The following is a 16,103-nucleotide window of genomic DNA, read 5'->3' as shown; positions in this document are numbered from 1 at the left end:
TTACAATAAATAAAAAAAAGGCGCTAATTATAAATTAGCGCCTTTTTTATTTTTAAAAGATTAAATTCAATTAAATTAACTCTAAAATTTGAGCTGTATGATCTTTAGTTTTTACTTTATCAATAACATGCGCTACTACTCCATCTTCATCAACTAAAAAAGTTTTACGATGTATACCATCATACTCTCTACCCATAAACTTTTTTAATCCCCAAACACCAAATGCATTAATGACTTCTTTTTCTTCATCAGCTAATAAAGGAAAAGGAAACTCATATTTGTTCTTAAAATTGCTTTGTCTTTTTTCAGAATCTGCACTAACACCTAATAACTCAAAACCTTTATCTTGTAAAACTTTATAATTATCTCTTAAGTTACATGCTTCTGCAGTACAACCTGGCGTACTTGCTTTTGGATAGAAAAAAACAATTAATTTTTTTCCTTTATAGTCAGATAAAGATACAGCATTACCATCTTGGTCATTAACTGTAAAATTTGGTACTTTATCACCTTGTTTTAATGTATTCATAGTTGTAATTTTGATTTATTCAAAAATACGAATTAATGACTAAGCAAGAAAAGGTACATTTTGTTATAAATACGTTAAATAAGTTATATCCTGAAATTCCTATTCCTTTAGATCATAAAGATCCATACACTCTTTTAGTTGCTGTTTTATTATCTGCTCAATGCACAGATGTTAGAGTTAACCAAATAACGCCTTTATTATTTGCAGAAGCAGATAACCCTTATGATATGGTTAAATTATCTGTAGAAGAAATTAAAGAGATAATAAAACCTTGTGGTTTATCACCAATGAAAAGTAAAGGCATTTACGGTCTTTCAAAAATTTTAATAGAAAAACATAACGGTGAAGTCCCGCAATCTTTTGAAGCTTTAGAAGAGTTACCTGCAGTTGGACACAAAACAGCTAGTGTTGTAATGAGTCAAGCATTTGGTGTACCTGCTTTTCCTGTAGACACACATATCCATCGTTTGATGTATCGCTGGAATTTATCTAACGGAAAAAGCGTAGCTCAAACCGAAAAAGACGCTAAACGCCTATTTCCTAAAGAACTATGGAACGATTTACATCTGCAAATCATTTGGTATGGAAGAGAATATTCTCCAGCTCGTGGTTGGGATTTAGATAAAGATATTATTACAAAAACCATTGGAAGAGCTACAGTTTTAAAAGAATATCATAAAAAAACGTCCTAATGTTTTAGGACGTTTTTCTTTTAATTTTGAAGTGATTCAAACTTCATGCTTTTATAATTTATAACACTTAAAGCCTTAGAGTAATTAAGGATAAAACTTATTGTTTCATCTTTTGGGTTCAATTTAAAATCTGATTTAGGTTTTTTAGAGTAAAGTTTTGCCATTTAATGTAGATTTTTAGTTTGTTACTACATTATAACGGATAAGATTTAACTTTATTGTTTATCCTAATTTGTTAAAACAATATTGTGTTTTTCTATTACTTTTCTCATGTTAATTAATGCATATCTCATACGTCCTAAAGCAGTATTTATACTTACTCCTGTGCGTTCTGAGATTTCTTTAAAACTCATATCTTTATACATACGCATTACCAAAACTTCTTTTTGGTCTTCTGGTAACTCGTCAATCAAACGTCTTACATCTGCTTCTACTTGACCTTTAATAATTGTTTTTTCTGCATTTAAAGCATTATCACTTATTACAGAAAAAATATTAAAATCTCCTGAGTTGTCAAACTTAGGCATACGACTGTTTTTTCTAAAATGATCTATAACCAAATTATGAGCAATACGCATTACCCATGGTAAAAACTTACCTTCTTCGTTATATTTACCTCTTTTTAAAGTTCTTATTACTTTGATAAAGGTATCCTGAAAAATATCTTCAGATATATCTCTATCAAAAACTTTAGAGTATATAAAACTGTAAATTCTTTGTTTATGTCTTGTAATTAAAACTTCTAGAGCAGATTCTTCGCCTCTTATATAATTACTCACTAATTGAGCATCAGAGATTAATTCTTTTTGCATAATCATTACTTTTTTTGCACAGAAAACGTGTTTCGGGCTTGGGGTTTATAAATTAAAAAAGTAATGTTTTGCTATAGGCAAAAGTGTTTGTGGGTTAATTGATATGTTTCAAATGTAACAACAATTATTCCAAAAATGCAAACATAATTTCAAGTTTTAACATTTTAATGCACAATAATCTATTTTTTAAGCTGAAATTGTTGTGTTATCTTTGCAAATCTATACGAAAATTGACTATGAAGACTACGCTTTCTGCAGTAAACCCTAAAGAGAACATCATAATTAAAGGTGCTAAATTACATAACCTTAAGAATATAGATGTTGTTATACCTAGACGTAAATTAGTTGTTATAACAGGTCTATCAGGTTCTGGTAAATCTAGTTTAGCATTTGATACGTTGTATGCAGAAGGACAACGTCGTTATGTAGAAAGTCTTAGTAGTTATGCACGACAATTTTTAGGTAGACTTAACAAACCTAAAGTAGACTATATTAAAGGTATTGCGCCTGCAATTGCTATTGAGCAAAAAGTTAATTCTACTAATCCACGCTCTACTGTCGGAACTACAACCGAGATTTACGACTATTTAAAACTACTTTTTGCGCGTATTGGTCGTACCTACTCTCCTATTTCTGGTAACGAAGTCAAAAAAGACACTGTTACAGATGTTTTAGAATTTATAAAAACTATTGATTTAAAAGAAAAACTTTTACTTCTAGCTCCTATTTATTTAGAAGAAGGTAGAGCACTTCAGGATAAACTTAGCGCCTTAAATGCACAAGGGTATTCTAGAATTAAAGTAAAAGATGAAGTTGTAAGAATTGATCAAGCAAAAGATTTAACATCTACAGAAGATGTGTTTTTAGTTGTTGATAGAATTGTAACAAAAGACGATGAAGATTTTTATAACCGATTAGCAGATGCCATTCAAACTGCTTTTTTTGAAGGTAAAGGGAATTGTTACATTGAAACCTTAAAAGATAATTCCATAAGACATTTTAGTAATAAATTTGAATTAGATAACATGCAGTTTTTAGAGCCAAATGTGCATCTATTCAGCTTTAATAACCCTTACGGTGCATGTCCAAAATGTGAAGGTTACGGTGATGTTATTGGTATTGATGAGGATTTAGTAATTCCAAATACTGCGCTTTCGGTTTATGAAGAGGCTATTTTCCCTTGGCGAGGAGAAAGTATGAGTTGGTACCGTGATCAATTGGTAAACAATTCGCATAAATTCGATTTTCCTATACACAAACCCTATTTTCAATTAAGTCAAGAACATAAAAATTTAATTTGGGAAGGTAATCAGTATTTTGAAGGTTTAAATAGCTTTTTTGAAGAACTAGAAAGCAAAGCTTATAAAATTCAAAATCGTGTGATGTTATCGCGCTATCGCGGAAAAACAAAATGTAACGTTTGCGGCGGTAAACGTCTTCGTAAAGAAGCTAGTTATGTAAAAGTAGGAAACGCTACAATTACAGATTTAGTAGAAATGCCATTAAATAAATTGTCTAATTTTTTCAACCAATTAGAATTGAATGATTATGACACTAAAATTGCCGAACGTTTACTTATAGAAATAAAAAATCGTTTAAACTTTTTAAGCAACGTTGGTTTAGATTATTTAACCTTAAACAGACGATCTAACACACTTTCAGGAGGAGAAAGTCAGCGTATTAATTTAGCAACATCACTAGGAAGTAGCTTAGTTGGTTCTATGTATATATTAGACGAGCCTAGTATTGGCTTACATCCAAAAGATTCAGAAAAACTAATATCGGTATTAAAATCGTTACGCGATTTAGGTAATACAGTAATTGTTGTAGAGCATGATGAAGATATCATGAAACAAGCCGACACTATCATAGATATTGGTCCCGAAGCTGGTACTTTTGGTGGTGAAGTTGTCGCAACAGGAACGTTTAAAGACATCTTAAAATCAAAGTCACTAACTGCTCAATATTTAAACGAAACTTTAAAAATTGAAGTCCCTAAAAAACGTCGCACAAGTAAGTATAACGTAGAAATTGTTGGTGCAAGAGAAAATAATTTAAAAAATATTGATGTTACTTTTCCTTTAGAAATGTTAACCGTTATTACAGGTGTTTCAGGAAGCGGAAAAAGTACATTGGTTAAAAAAATTTTATTTCCTGCCATTCAAAAAAAACTAACTGGATTTAGTGATAAAGCTGGTCAATTTTCAGAATTAAAAGGAAATTTCAGCAACATCAAACATATTGAGTTTATTGACCAAAACCCAATTGGTCGTTCATCACGTTCTAATCCGGTAACTTACATCAAAGCTTATGACGATATTAGGGCTTTGTTTGCCAAACAAAAACTAAGTAAAATAAGAAATTTTGCTGCTAAACATTTTAGTTTTAATGTAGATGGTGGACGTTGCGAAACTTGTAAAGGTGAAGGCGAAGTTACAATAGAAATGCAATTTATGGCAGATGTCCATTTAGTTTGCGAAACCTGTAACGGTAAACGTTTTAAAAAAGAAGTTTTAGAAGTTACTTTTGAAAATAAAAGCATTGATGATGTGTTAAATATGACCATTGACGACGCTATTTCTTTCTTCGAAAAACACAAACAAAATAAAATCAAAAACAAACTTCAGCCTTTACAAGATGTTGGTTTAGGTTATGTAACACTAGGTCAAAGTAGTTCTACCCTTTCTGGTGGTGAGGCACAGCGTATAAAACTAGCTACATTTTTAGGTAAAGGAAATACTAAAGACAAAGCCTTATTTATTTTTGATGAGCCTACAACAGGTTTGCATTTTCATGACATTCAAAAATTACTAAAATCGTTTTATGCTTTAATTGAAAAAGGACACTCTATTATTGTTGTCGAGCATAATTTAGATTTGATTAAATGTGCAGATCACATTGTAGACCTTGGTCCTGAAGGTGGTGAAAATGGTGGACAATTAGTAGCATTTGGTACACCTGAAGAAGTTGCAAAAGTTAAAGAAAGTGCAACTGCTAAATACTTAAAAGATAAGATCTAATAAATCATAAAGGCTAACACTGCAATTAATATTGAAGCAAAAGGAATAATCATGCCCATAAAAATTGTAGTTATAGCTCCGCTTTTTATAAAACTTAAAAACCAGCCTTGATCGTAAAACTTTTTGACTGCTATAAAAAAGTAGAAATAAGTAGATAAAACCAATAAAAAGTCTAACCAATCGGGCATATCATAAAACCAGTTTATGCCTAAATCTATAGCCATTACCGCAAATATAAAAGAGAAAAAATAAAAGCTAAATACCAAATGGAAGGCGTATCTTCCTTTATTAAAATAGAAAACCTTTAAAAGCAACGCAAAAATTGGTAGTAAAAAAAACATAGCTATAGGAAAACTGTCTGTAATGGTTTGATAAATAGACCCGACACCTTTATCTTTCTGAAATTTAAACATTTGCTCAAAAAACTTTCGTTTTAAATAACCTGCATCTTCAGGCATTCCCATTTTTTTTAAGATAATTTTTTTGTCTGCTCCTGCATCAATTAAAGAATCTATTTCTTTTTCATCATAAGTAAAAGAAGTTCCTAAAAAACTAGCGTTAGTATTTTGGTTTTTTGTATCAATTTTTTCATTTACTAAAGAATCTAACTTTATAGAATCTGCTACTCTTTCAAAAGCTTCACGATATTCTTTTTCCTTTTTTACTGCTAATTCTTCCTGTATAGCTTTATCTAATTTTGTTCTAGTTTCTCTAATATAAAATGAGAAGATGAAGAAAAAAACTACCGAAACAAATAAATAAAACTGTGCAGGATGCAAATATGTTAAACGTTTACCTTGTAGAAACTTTTTTGGTAAAAACCCAGGTTTTGTCATTAAAGGCAAAAAGCTCTTTAAAAATTTAGAATCCCATAGTAAATAGTTATTAATAGTATTATAAAAAAGACTTCTAACTGTTAACTCTTCTCTATTTTTCATGCCACAAGACGGGCTAAATTTAAAGCTATCTTTAAATTCTGTTTCACAGTTTTCACAAACTTTATATTGAAGTGACATGTTGGTTGATTCTTTAGGTAAATGTAAAAATAAACTTTAAAAGATGCCTAATTTCTTTTTTAAAATTGAAATAGTAGAAATCCAATATCGTATCAAAACACCAGTAAAACCAACGTGTTTCAAGTTTGGCACAGCTATTGAAACTAATTTATCAAATAGCGATTGCCGAAACGCTAAACAGTAGGCAAAATCTAAATCCTTAATACTATGAAAAAACTAGTACTATTAATTACAGGTGTGTTAATGGGATTAACCACTGTAACAGCAGAAAATAAGTCTGCATCGCAAGGTGAAGATTTAGTTGTTAACCCAAACCGTTTTGTACAACCTATTATGTTTGTAGAACGTGGTGTAGAATTTTTAATCTTTCCTGACGGAAGCTTTGATTTTAACACTCAATTAGATTATACACAAGGTGATAATTATTACAGACGTAGCAATGTAAATGTAAACACAAGACGTAGCAGTATAAATCGTACTTATGGAGCACCAGGCACTTACAATACCTACTATGGACCAACAAACAACGGTACCATTGTTTTACACGATAGATCTGGTAAAGTAAGACGTGTTGGCTATGTGTTTTTAAATTATAATAGACAAGGACAGGTTAAACGATTGGGGTCTGTTTATGTAAGTTATAATAGACAAGGCTTGGTAAGTCGCATTGGCGCAATGCGTTTAATTTATAACAGACACGGAAGGTTAATTAGAACAATTGGTCATGTAAATAGATACAATACGTCTTTTGTGTTAGATAATAACTACGGAAATCCATACGGGTCACCAATAGATAATAATCATGATTACAATTATAATAATGACGATTTTTACTACTACAAAAATGGTGTAAAAACCCAAAAGCCTAAATTGAAAAAATAATTTCAATCAAAACAAAAAAACCTCGTAAGTCTTTATTTACGAGGTTTTTTCATTTTACAACCTAATAACAATTACAGTAGTTTTGGTTTTTGGCATGATGCTTGTAAATATTTAAATGTTCAATCATAAAACAATTAGTTATGAAGAAATTATTCCTTTTATTATCAGCATTTACTTTAAGTATTTTTGCTGTTAATGCAGACACAACAAAAAACGCCGAAAGTTTAACTATAAACGAATCTTATAACCGAGGTTATGGCAATTCTTTCATTTTTACAGAAGAAGGAATTGAGTTTTCGGTTTTTGCAGATGGGCAATTTGATTTTTATATACCAAATTACGGTCCTAACGTAAATGTTTCGGTAAACACACCTAATGCTTCTATTAGTTTTAATACTGGTTATGATTATAACCCATATGTACAATATGATGAGTATGGTGCTATTATACAAGTTGAAAACACACCAATATTTTATGATTATTATGGACGTGTAAATCAAATTGGTAACGTTAGGATTAACTATAATAATCGCGGTTTTGTTACTAGAGTTGGCGGACTTTATGTTCATTATAATCGTTACAACCGCTTTTCTCACTGTACAGGATTTATAAATATTTACAATAGAGTTTATGTATATAGACCTTGGCATTCATATTATGTAGTACCTGCTCCATTATACAGAGTTGTTTATACTACTCCATATAGAAGACATTATAGACCTGTTAGATATGCATATTCAAGACCTTTTGTAAACAATTACAGACGTACAACTGCTGTAGCAACAAGACGTGGTAATACAATATCAAGAAACAGAAGTTTAGCTACTCGTGGTAATGGTAGAGCTGTAAGAAATATTTCAAGAAATAATGTGCCTAGAACACGTAGTAATGCAATTACTTCTTCTCCTAGAACCAGAGGAAACGCTGTAGCTTCTAGACCAAGAACTAGAGGGAATAGTTCTGCTACGCAACCTAGAACACGAGGAAATAACTCTATTAGCGCTCCAAAAACTAGAGGTAATTCAAATAATATTACAAAACCTAGAACACGCAGTAATAGTAATGCTTCTAAACCAAGAGCAGTTAGAAATAACACTGTTACTTCTAAGCCTAGAACTAGAACACAAACTAGAGCTAACACTAGTAGACCAAAAACATCTACTAAAGCAACTACAAGTAGATCTAACTCAAGATCAAAAGCATCTTCAAGTAAATCAAGTTCTAAATCAAGAAGTACATCTAGATCGTCTTCAAGATCAGGAAGAAGAGGATAATAATTTATAACACTTACTATAAGTCCTATAACAATGGTTTATAAAACCTCAAGTTATAGGGCTTTTTTATTTCTTTAAAAATGAATTTAAAATTCCTGTAATTTCTGAAGATAAATTAAGCTTATAAACGCTTAATCCATAAATTAATACAAGAAGTAATGATTTTAAACCGATGTTAATTATTGAATGAAAAGGAAATTCCCAAGAGAATAAACCAAAAGCACAAACTAAAATTAGTAACGCAGAGTTTAATGTTTCCCTAGTAAACGGTTGAATTTTAAATTTACTATAAACAAATAACAACTTTACAGTATTGTACACAAAAATGGTTATACAACTTGCGTAAGCTGCACCATTAATACCGTAAACGGGAATAAAAACTAGATTTAAAATTATGGTTAAAATAGCCAACATCACTCCAAAGACTAGTACCATTCTATAATAATCACTATTAAAAAGAATGGCGTTATTATTTCCTAAAAGGTTATCAAATAGCTTAGCTAAACCAATAACTAGAACTACTAAAAAACCTTCTGAGTAATTATCAGGAATCATTGTGTATAACTGATTGATATTGACTATAATTACTAAAAAGATAAATCCGCTAATTATGAATAAATTTAACGAGCTTTTTTGGTATAGTTTTTTAAGTTCAACTTTGTTTTTTTCATTTAAAAACTGTGCTGTTAATGGGTTTGTAATCTGGTGCATAGATCGTGATGGCACACCAATAACCGTAGCAATATAAATAGCTACGCCATAATAAGCTACATTATTTAAGGCTTCAAACTGACCAATCATAAACTTATCAATTTCAAGAATGATATTTGCAATAGATCCTGCAATAATTATTAATGAAGAGTATTTTAAAACACTTGATAATTTAGGAATTTTAACAAATTTAAATACTGGTAATTTTAAATTGAATGCATAAAGTTTCATCACAACCATTCTTACAATATAAACGATAACTATACCGTAAATAAGCTGCTGTACATTTAAATATCCAAAATGAAGTGCTAACAACAAAATAGAAATACAAAGTCTATGAAAAACCTCTTTCATAAAATTACCAAACACACTATGTAAATGTACTTTACTCCACGCATAAAACACCTCAAAGTAAGCAAAAGCAATAGCGCAAACGTAAATTAACCAACTGTAATCTTTGATGATTGGGTTTTCTTTTGCTAGCCAATTTCCAATGATATCATATGCAAAAACACCTATAAAACCTAACGGAATAATGACAATTAAAGGTAAAAATAACATTAAGGTTAAAAACCCATTTTGAGATTGTCTAGTCTTAAAAGACGAAAAGAATTTAATTATCGTATTATGTGTACCAAAAGCCATTAAAGGCATTAAAATATTGGCTGTAGAGAGTATAAAAGTAATTAACCCAAAATAGTCGTCGGATAAAAATTTAGTGTATAAAAACACTACATTAATAGCACCAATACCAAAACCAAGGTAAGTAATTACCGTGTTTTTTATGGATTGATTAACGACTATACCCATTAAGTTTACAAATTAAATTTTGTGGTTGAAATTTATAGATTATTAATCAAATCTACTAATTGTTTTGTTAACGCTTGTCGCGAAAAACGTTGCAAACCAATAGCATTAACCTTTAAAGAATTATTTTGATAATCTTCAAAAAGTTGTTTTATAGCTGTTTTTAAAGCTGAAAATTCTGAGTAATCAAAAAACTGTCCTGTATTTGTTTGCTTGATAATTGTTTCAATATCCGCACCTTTAGGTCCGACTGCTAATATTGGTCTGTTAGATACCATATATTCAAATAATTTACCAGGAATAATAGCTTTTGTGTCTTCAGAATTTATTTCAATAAGCAATAATATTTGTGATTTTTTTTGAAACTTAACAGCTTCACTATGTGAAACATACCCAACTTTATTTACATAGCTAGTTAAACCGTAATCTTTTAAAGAGTTTAACACGTTCTCTCCTACTTCACCTACTAAATTTAACTGAAAATGTTTTGCGAAATTTTCATCTTCGTTAACAAATTCAGAAAGTGCTTGCCATAAAATCTCAGGATTTCTTTTAGATAATAAAGAACCAATGTGAGATATGGTAAATTTTTCATCTAAATCGTTAACTATTACTTTTTCTTTATCGTAACCGTTTGTTATCACGCTAATTGGCTTATCTGTAATAGTTTCAAATTCAGTTTTTGTACTTGGACTTGTTACCACAATCTGATCTGCTTGATTAAGCACTTTTCTTTCTAATTGCTTGTGTTGCTTTTTTGCATAATTGGTTAATTTAAGCTGCTTATGGTAACCTATACTTGTCCAAGGATCTCTAAAATCTGCAATCCAATTAACATCTAATTTTTGTTTAATTTTTAAACCAATTAAATGTAAACTATGTGGCGGACCAGTTGTAATTACAGTATCTATATTAAAATCTTGAATATAAGTTGTTAAAAAATTAGTTGATGGTTTTACCCATTGTTTTCTGGCGTCTGGAATAAAAAAGTTACCTCTAATAAATAACAACAAACGTTCTGGTATGCTTTGCTTGTTTTTTTCTTTTATAATCCCTTTACTAATGGTTTTGGTTTGTTTAGAAAACAAATTAGCAAATTTATATGGCTCTTTTATGGGCTGTTTTAAAATGATTGCACTTTCAGGGATTTCACCCTTCAAAGACTCATCAATTATTGGGTAATTAGCATTAGAAGGACAATAAACTATAGGTTCTATATCGTGTTCTGGTAAGTATTTTACAAATTTTAACCAACGTTGTACACCTGGTCCACCAGCTGGTGGCCAATAGTAAGTCACTATAAGAACACGTTTAGGCATATTATTCTGGTTTGTTAGTTTTAAACAGATAAAATAATCCTCCTATTATTAAAAGGAATAATATTACCGAACTTGTTAAAGCAATCTGACTACCAGTTTTAACTACTTTTGGCTCAAATTTAAACTCAATAGTATGATTACCTTTTGGTATTTGTAAACCTCTTAGCGCATAATTGACTTTGTAATGTGGCTTTAAGTTTCCATCGATATAAGCATTCCAACCATTGGCATAATACATTTCTGAAAATACTGCAAAACCATCATTTGAATTATTTGAACTGTATTTAATGTAGTTAGGTTTATAAGTTTCAACTTTTATAGATGCTGTAGAATCTACTTTGAAAGTTTTTGCTTTAAGATCTGTTATACTAAAAACAGCTACATTTTTATTATCTAAACTATCTAATATTTTAATTTCTTGATCTGCATTTTCAACGTTTTTAAGTTGTTTTACAAACCATGCATTTCCGTTAGCGTCATTATTTAGATATGGGAAAGGCTCTCCGTTTTCACCTTGTCCAATAATATACTTAGCATTAAGCATATTAAGAACATTAATGTTATTTTTTGATAGGTAAAATTCGTATAAATCTTGATAACGCTTCGGTTTTGCAGCGTGATAACCACCTAAAGCGTTGTGGAAATAACTTGCTTTTGCGCCACCAGAAGTTAAATCATACACTCTATAATTAGAATCGTCTTTTAGGATTTGTAAGTCGGCTATATTGGCTTGATATGGACGTTCCATTTTAATTTTAGAAACAAAATCGTCATTGTTAACATAACGTCTATCAACACTTACTAAGTCTACTACAATAAGAACAGCAAACGCAAGAATAACTTTAGTTTCGTTGAATTTCTTCTTTAAGAATAAATAAATAATTCCTGCGGAAAGTAACACGAAAATTAACGTTCTAAACGTATCCATTGTTAAGAAGCTTGCTCTGTCTTCGCGTAAAGCATCTACAAATTCTTGACCGTAATTTTGACGATAATACCCGTCGTTACCACCAACAAAATCAAATACTCCAAATAGTTTTCCTAACAAAATTAGTATTGCAAATCCTGCAGTTATCATTGTTGTTTTCTTTAGTGCGTTTAGCTTTTCTTCATTAGAAGTATTATCAAATAATTTTTTTATTGCAATTATTGCCAAAATAGGAATACACAATTCTAAAATAACTTGAATTGAACTTACTGCTCTAAATTTATTGTATAACGGTACGACGTTTATAAAGAAATCGGTTAGAAATTCTAGGTTCTTTCCGTAGGATAAAAGAAGTGATAAAACTGAGCCTCCAACAAGCCACCATTTTATACGACCTTTTACTAAAAACAATCCTAAAACAAATAGAAAAATCACAACTGCTCCAACATAGGCTGGTGCTTCTACAATGGTTTGATCGCCCCAATACGTTGGTGTGCTTTTTGCGTATTCTTTAGCTTCTGCAAGTGATACGCCTCTATCTGTAAAAAACTTGTACATTGCAGAGTTTTCGCCGACATCTTCACCGCTTCCGCCACCATAAAATCTTGGAATAAATAGATTAAAACTTTCAATTATACCGTAACTATATTCTGTGATGTACTCTTTACTTAAACCGTTTGTATTTTCTCGATTTGTACCGTCTGGATTAATGGTTAATTCAGATTTTCCGCGTGTACTTTCATTAACATATTCTTTTGTGGCTAAAATATTTGTAGCATTAAGACCTATAGACAAAATTACAGCAACAACTAAAATACCAATAGACTTAAAATAATGCGGTAATTCTTGTTTTTTATAAGCGTCTATTAAATACACTATACCTAAAACTATGACTAGCAATAGTAAATAATAGGTCATTTGATAGTGATTTGCAACCAACTCTAATCCCATTGCAACAGCTGTTAGTAAAAAACCAGCGATATATTTTTTTCTGAAGGTGAGGATAATACCGCTTAACACTAAAGGCATATAAGCAATAGCATGTGCTTTACTATTATGACCAACGCCAAGTATAATGATGAGATAAGTTGAAAAACCAAATGCTAACGCGCCTAATCCAGCCAATTTCCAGTCTACTTTTAGCACTAAAAGCAGAATATAAAACCCTAAAAAGTAAAGAAATAAATAATCTGCTGGTCTAGGTAAAAAGCGTAATGATAAATCTAATTTTTTGATATAATTATTTGGGTATTTTGCACCTAATTGATAGGTTGGCATACCGCCAAATGCACTATTTGTCCAATAAGTTTCTTCTCCAGTTTCAGCTTTAAAATCTTTTTGCTGTTTTGCCATACCTTGGTAATGGACAATATCACTTTGGAAAATAGTTTTTCCTTGCAAAACAGGATTAAAATACAATAAGGCACAAACAATAAAACTTACCAACACAATAATGTGTGGCAACAACTTTTTAAAAGAAAACGGCATAAATAATTATAAATTCAATGAGGTTGAAAATTAGTCAATTTCTTCGTAATCTACATATTCACCTACATTTTTATTTGAAGATTTATTTTCTGGCATTTTGTCTATAGTCACTTCACCTTCTTTATTAATTGGTTCTTGACGTTGTTGATTAAATGCACCACCAAAACGTTCTTCAGCTTTTTTGGCAGCGTATTTAAATAAGACAGGCGCAAAAATTCTTGATAAGATTTTAAATCCGTAGTAGATTAATAATATTATTAAAATGGTTCTTAATAAACCCATAATTCAAATTTTATTCTATAATTACAAAAATACAATTCTCTAATTTTAATTTCGTTATTTAATAGCTAAAAAAAATATAAAATCTCTATATTTGACTTTAAACAAATAGCTATGCTTAACCCAAAATTCTATTGTAAATACATATTATTTTTCTTCAGTATTTCAGCATTTTCTCAGTATACAGAAGTAATAAACTCTAATAGACCTGGCGAGTCTAAAAGCGCTTTTGCTGTTGGTGTAAATGTTGGTCAGATTGAAACTGGACCTTATACTGTAAACGAAAAACATACACCTTTAAAGAATGAAGCTAAAGGTTTTGGAATTGACTTTGCGTTACGCTACGGTTTACTTTGGGAAGAGTTAGAAATTAACCTTGAAGGAACTTATCAAAACGATACTTTTACAGATAATAGATCTTCACTTTCTTCAAATGAAACAAACCGATCTAACTTTAGAAACTTTGCTTTAGGAGCTAAGTATTTAGTCTATGATCCTTATAAAAATAAAGACGAAGAAAAACCTAATTTATATAGTTATCATGCTAATAGAAAATTTAAATGGAGTAGTTTAATTCCTGCAGTAGCTATTTACGGTGGCGTTAATTTGGATGCAAAAGACAATATTTACGTTCCTTATTCTAACCCATTTACAAGTCCTGCTTATGAAGGTGGCGTTAATTTTAAAGCTATGGTTGCTACGCAAAATAACTTTAGTAGCGGTTGGGTATTTGTTACTAACTTTTCTATGGAAAGGTTAGGCACAGATTTTTCTAGCTTTCAATACATTTTAACACTAACAAAAGCTCTAAACGAAAAATTTGTTCTATTCGGAGAAACTCAAGGTATTAGCGGAGATTATTATGCAGATAATTTATTTAGATTTGGTGGAGCTTACCTTTTCGGAAAAGATTTTCAGTTAGATACAGCACTTACATTTAATACTAAAGATACACCTTCTGTATTTAGTTTAAACTTTGGTGCATCTTACAGGCTTGATTTTCATAAAGATCCTCAAGTAGACAATGGTACCAATGTAATGGATGAATACGAAAGAAAAGCTAACAGAAACAGAAATAAGAAAAAGAAAAAAGGTGATGACAATAATGCTAACGATGGAAAACGCAAGAAAGAAACACAAGTCATCAATTTTGACGACGAATAATCCTATTTTATAATCTATGATAACTATTAAAGAAGTAAAATCTAAAGCAGATTATAAAGCTTTTGTAAAATTTCCTTTTAAAATCTATAACGAGTGTAAGTATTGGATTCCGCCAATAATAAGTCAAGAACTAGAGGTTTTTAACACTGAAAAAAACCCTGTGTTTAATGATGCAGATGCAACATTATTATTAGCTTACAAAGATGGTAAAATAGTTGGTCGTGTAGCTGCGATTATTAATTGGTTAGAAGTAAACAAACAAGGCGATAAAAAAATGCGCTTTGGCTGGTTTGATTTTATTGATGACTTAGAGGTTAGTAAAGCATTAATAGAAGAAGTAATCAAGATAGGAAAGAACAATAATTTAGAGTTTGTTGAAGGTCCTGTAGGTTTCTCTAACTTAGATAAAGTTGGTGTTTTAACTGAAGGATTTGATTATCCTAACGATATGATTACTTGGTATAACTATCCTTATTACCAAAAGCATTATGAAACATTAGGCTTTAATATTGAAAAAACTTATATAGAAAGCACCTTTAAATTTAGTAATGTAAATCCTGAATCTTTTGCTAAAATTCAAGATTTAGTTAAAAGACGTTATAAATTAAAACCACTTAATTTTACTAAGACTAAAGAGATAATGCCTTACGCAGATAAGATGTTTGACTTGTTTAATCTGTCTTATTCTAAACTATCTTCTTTTGTTGAAATTACTGATATTCAAAAAGAATATTTTAAGAAAAAATACATCAATTTTATTAATCCAGAATACATCAAATTTGTTGTAGATCAAGAAAATAATCTAGTAGCTTTTGCTATTGTTATGCCTAGGTTTACTGAAGCATTAAAAGAAATGAATGGTAAATTATTTCCTTTTGGATTTTTAAAACTTTTAAAAGCTAAAAAAGAAAGTAAGAGCGTAAACTTTTATTTAATTGGTGTACATCCTGATTATCAAAACAAAGGTGTACACGGTATTATTTTTAACGAATACTACCCTATTTTTAAAGAAAAGGGTATAGAAGATTGTTACCGCACGCCAGAATTAGAAAACAATGAAGCTATACATAAAATCTGGAAAAACTTTGATCCAAAAATTATAAAAAAACGAAGTACTTACCGAAAAACATTATAGATAAAAAAATCCGATTTAAATATTTAAATCGGATTTTTTGTTTTGTA

The 16,103-nt window shown here is 30.2% G+C and carries 15 protein-coding genes; 7 read left to right on the top strand and 8 right to left on the bottom strand.

Annotated features, from left to right (window positions below):
* Positions 1 to 70 precede the first annotated feature (70 nt).
* Positions 71 to 529 (bottom strand): thioredoxin-dependent thiol peroxidase, encoded by a 459-nt coding sequence (gene bcp, locus WA340_RS10515; protein WP_336128987.1) that lies wholly within the window; start codon positions 527 to 529, stop codon positions 71 to 73.
* Between the two features lie 35 nt (positions 530 to 564).
* On the opposite strand from bcp, the gene WA340_RS10510 reads away from it, so the two are divergent.
* Positions 565 to 1,221 (top strand): endonuclease III domain-containing protein, encoded by a 657-nt coding sequence (locus tag WA340_RS10510; RefSeq protein WP_027878921.1) that lies wholly within the window; start codon positions 565 to 567, stop codon positions 1,219 to 1,221.
* Between the two features lie 20 nt (positions 1,222 to 1,241).
* On the opposite strand, the gene WA340_RS10505 is transcribed toward WA340_RS10510, so the two are convergent.
* Complete coding sequence (locus WA340_RS10505) at positions 1,242 to 1,385, bottom strand: hypothetical protein (RefSeq protein ID WP_181256112.1); 144 nt, start codon at positions 1,383 to 1,385, stop codon at positions 1,242 to 1,244.
* A gap of 63 nt (positions 1,386 to 1,448) precedes the next feature.
* The gene (locus tag WA340_RS10500; RefSeq protein WP_027878920.1) at positions 1,449 to 2,033 is read right to left on the bottom strand and encodes an RNA polymerase sigma factor; all 585 of its coding nucleotides are present in this window, start codon (positions 2,031 to 2,033) and stop codon (positions 1,449 to 1,451) included.
* A gap of 236 nt (positions 2,034 to 2,269) precedes the next feature.
* Here WA340_RS10500 and uvrA point away from each other — a divergent pair, with 236 nt between their 5' ends.
* Positions 2,270 to 5,053, top strand: a complete 2,784-nt coding sequence (uvrA, locus tag WA340_RS10495) for an excinuclease ABC subunit UvrA (RefSeq protein WP_336128984.1) — start codon at positions 2,270 to 2,272, stop codon at positions 5,051 to 5,053.
* On the opposite strand, the gene WA340_RS10490 is transcribed toward uvrA, so the two are convergent.
* Positions 5,050 to 6,069 (bottom strand): DUF3667 domain-containing protein, encoded by a 1,020-nt coding sequence (locus WA340_RS10490; RefSeq protein WP_336128983.1) that lies wholly within the window; start codon positions 6,067 to 6,069, stop codon positions 5,050 to 5,052. The two genes, uvrA and WA340_RS10490, sit on opposite strands and share 4 nt — an antisense overlap.
* A 43-nt stretch (positions 6,070 to 6,112) precedes the next feature.
* On the opposite strand from WA340_RS10490, the gene WA340_RS10485 reads away from it, so the two are divergent.
* From WA340_RS10485 to WA340_RS10475, 3 genes are all read left to right on the top strand, one after another.
* On the top strand, positions 6,113 to 6,253 hold the full coding sequence (locus tag WA340_RS10485; RefSeq protein ID WP_336128981.1) for a hypothetical protein: 141 nt from the start codon (positions 6,113 to 6,115) through the stop codon (positions 6,251 to 6,253).
* Positions 6,254 to 6,276: 23 nt separating this feature from the next.
* Positions 6,277 to 6,951 (top strand): hypothetical protein, encoded by a 675-nt coding sequence (locus WA340_RS10480; RefSeq protein WP_336128980.1) that lies wholly within the window; start codon positions 6,277 to 6,279, stop codon positions 6,949 to 6,951.
* Positions 6,952 to 7,091: 140 nt separating this feature from the next.
* Entirely contained in the window at positions 7,092 to 8,225 is a 1,134-nt protein-coding gene (locus WA340_RS10475; protein ID WP_336128979.1) for a hypothetical protein, read from the top strand.
* Between the two features lie 66 nt (positions 8,226 to 8,291).
* Here WA340_RS10475 and WA340_RS10470 read toward each other — a convergent pair whose 3' ends face one another.
* From WA340_RS10470 to WA340_RS10455, 4 genes are read right to left on the bottom strand one after another with little or no spacing between them, the layout of a single operon-like run.
* Complete coding sequence (locus tag WA340_RS10470) at positions 8,292 to 9,746, bottom strand: lipopolysaccharide biosynthesis protein (RefSeq protein WP_336128978.1); 1,455 nt, start codon at positions 9,744 to 9,746, stop codon at positions 8,292 to 8,294.
* 32 nt (positions 9,747 to 9,778) lie between these two features.
* A complete protein-coding gene (locus tag WA340_RS10465; protein ID WP_336128976.1) occupies positions 9,779 to 11,062 on the bottom strand; it encodes a glycosyltransferase family 4 protein in 1,284 nt (427 codons plus the stop codon).
* A gap of 1 nt (position 11,063) precedes the next feature.
* Complete coding sequence (locus WA340_RS10460) at positions 11,064 to 13,478, bottom strand: YfhO family protein (RefSeq protein WP_336128974.1); 2,415 nt, start codon at positions 13,476 to 13,478, stop codon at positions 11,064 to 11,066.
* Between the two features lie 30 nt (positions 13,479 to 13,508).
* Positions 13,509 to 13,760, bottom strand: coding sequence for a DUF4834 family protein (locus WA340_RS10455; RefSeq protein ID WP_304141731.1), 252 nt, complete (start codon positions 13,758 to 13,760; stop codon positions 13,509 to 13,511).
* Positions 13,761 to 13,871: 111 nt separating this feature from the next.
* On the opposite strand from WA340_RS10455, the gene WA340_RS10450 reads away from it, so the two are divergent.
* Both WA340_RS10450 and WA340_RS10445 read left to right on the top strand, forming a co-directional pair.
* Entirely contained in the window at positions 13,872 to 14,921 is a 1,050-nt protein-coding gene (locus tag WA340_RS10450) for a transporter (protein ID WP_336128971.1), read from the top strand.
* Between the two features lie 16 nt (positions 14,922 to 14,937).
* Positions 14,938 to 16,056: a GTP cyclohydrolase gene (locus WA340_RS10445; RefSeq protein WP_336128969.1), complete on the top strand. Its 1,119-nt coding sequence runs from the start codon at positions 14,938 to 14,940 to the stop codon at positions 16,054 to 16,056.
* Positions 16,057 to 16,103: the final 47 nt, after the last annotated feature.

This window comes from Mesoflavibacter sp. CH_XMU1422-2 (assembly GCF_037029245.1).
GTDB classification, from domain to species: Bacteria; Bacteroidota; Bacteroidia; order Flavobacteriales; family Flavobacteriaceae; genus Mesoflavibacter; species Mesoflavibacter zeaxanthinifaciens.
Note: the sequence above shows the minus strand (reverse complement) of the source record. Positions and strands in the feature narration are given on the sequence as shown.

Coding starts and splice junctions, on each gene's coding strand:
- WA340_RS10455 (WP_304141731.1), bottom strand. CDS start 13,760: ATGGGTTTATTAAGAACCATTTTAATAATATTATTAATCTACTACGGA.
- WA340_RS10490 (WP_336128983.1), bottom strand. CDS start 6,069: ATGTCACTTCAATATAAAGTTTGTGAAAACTGTGAAACAGAATTTAAA.
- WA340_RS10510 (WP_027878921.1), top strand. CDS start 565: ATGACTAAGCAAGAAAAGGTACATTTTGTTATAAATACGTTAAATAAG.
- WA340_RS10470 (WP_336128978.1), bottom strand. CDS start 9,746: ATGGGTATAGTCGTTAATCAATCCATAAAAAACACGGTAATTACTTAC.
- WA340_RS10505 (WP_181256112.1), bottom strand. CDS start 1,385: ATGGCAAAACTTTACTCTAAAAAACCTAAATCAGATTTTAAATTGAAC.
- WA340_RS10465 (WP_336128976.1), bottom strand. CDS start 11,062: ATGCCTAAACGTGTTCTTATAGTGACTTACTATTGGCCACCAGCTGGT.
- WA340_RS10450 (WP_336128971.1), top strand. CDS start 13,872: ATGCTTAACCCAAAATTCTATTGTAAATACATATTATTTTTCTTCAGT.
- bcp (WP_336128987.1), bottom strand. CDS start 529: ATGAATACATTAAAACAAGGTGATAAAGTACCAAATTTTACAGTTAAT.
- WA340_RS10445 (WP_336128969.1), top strand. CDS start 14,938: ATGATAACTATTAAAGAAGTAAAATCTAAAGCAGATTATAAAGCTTTT.
- uvrA (WP_336128984.1), top strand. CDS start 2,270: ATGAAGACTACGCTTTCTGCAGTAAACCCTAAAGAGAACATCATAATT.
- WA340_RS10480 (WP_336128980.1), top strand. CDS start 6,277: ATGAAAAAACTAGTACTATTAATTACAGGTGTGTTAATGGGATTAACC.
- WA340_RS10500 (WP_027878920.1), bottom strand. CDS start 2,033: ATGCAAAAAGAATTAATCTCTGATGCTCAATTAGTGAGTAATTATATA.
- WA340_RS10475 (WP_336128979.1), top strand. CDS start 7,092: ATGAAGAAATTATTCCTTTTATTATCAGCATTTACTTTAAGTATTTTT.
- WA340_RS10485 (WP_336128981.1), top strand. CDS start 6,113: ATGCCTAATTTCTTTTTTAAAATTGAAATAGTAGAAATCCAATATCGT.
- WA340_RS10460 (WP_336128974.1), bottom strand. CDS start 13,478: ATGCCGTTTTCTTTTAAAAAGTTGTTGCCACACATTATTGTGTTGGTA.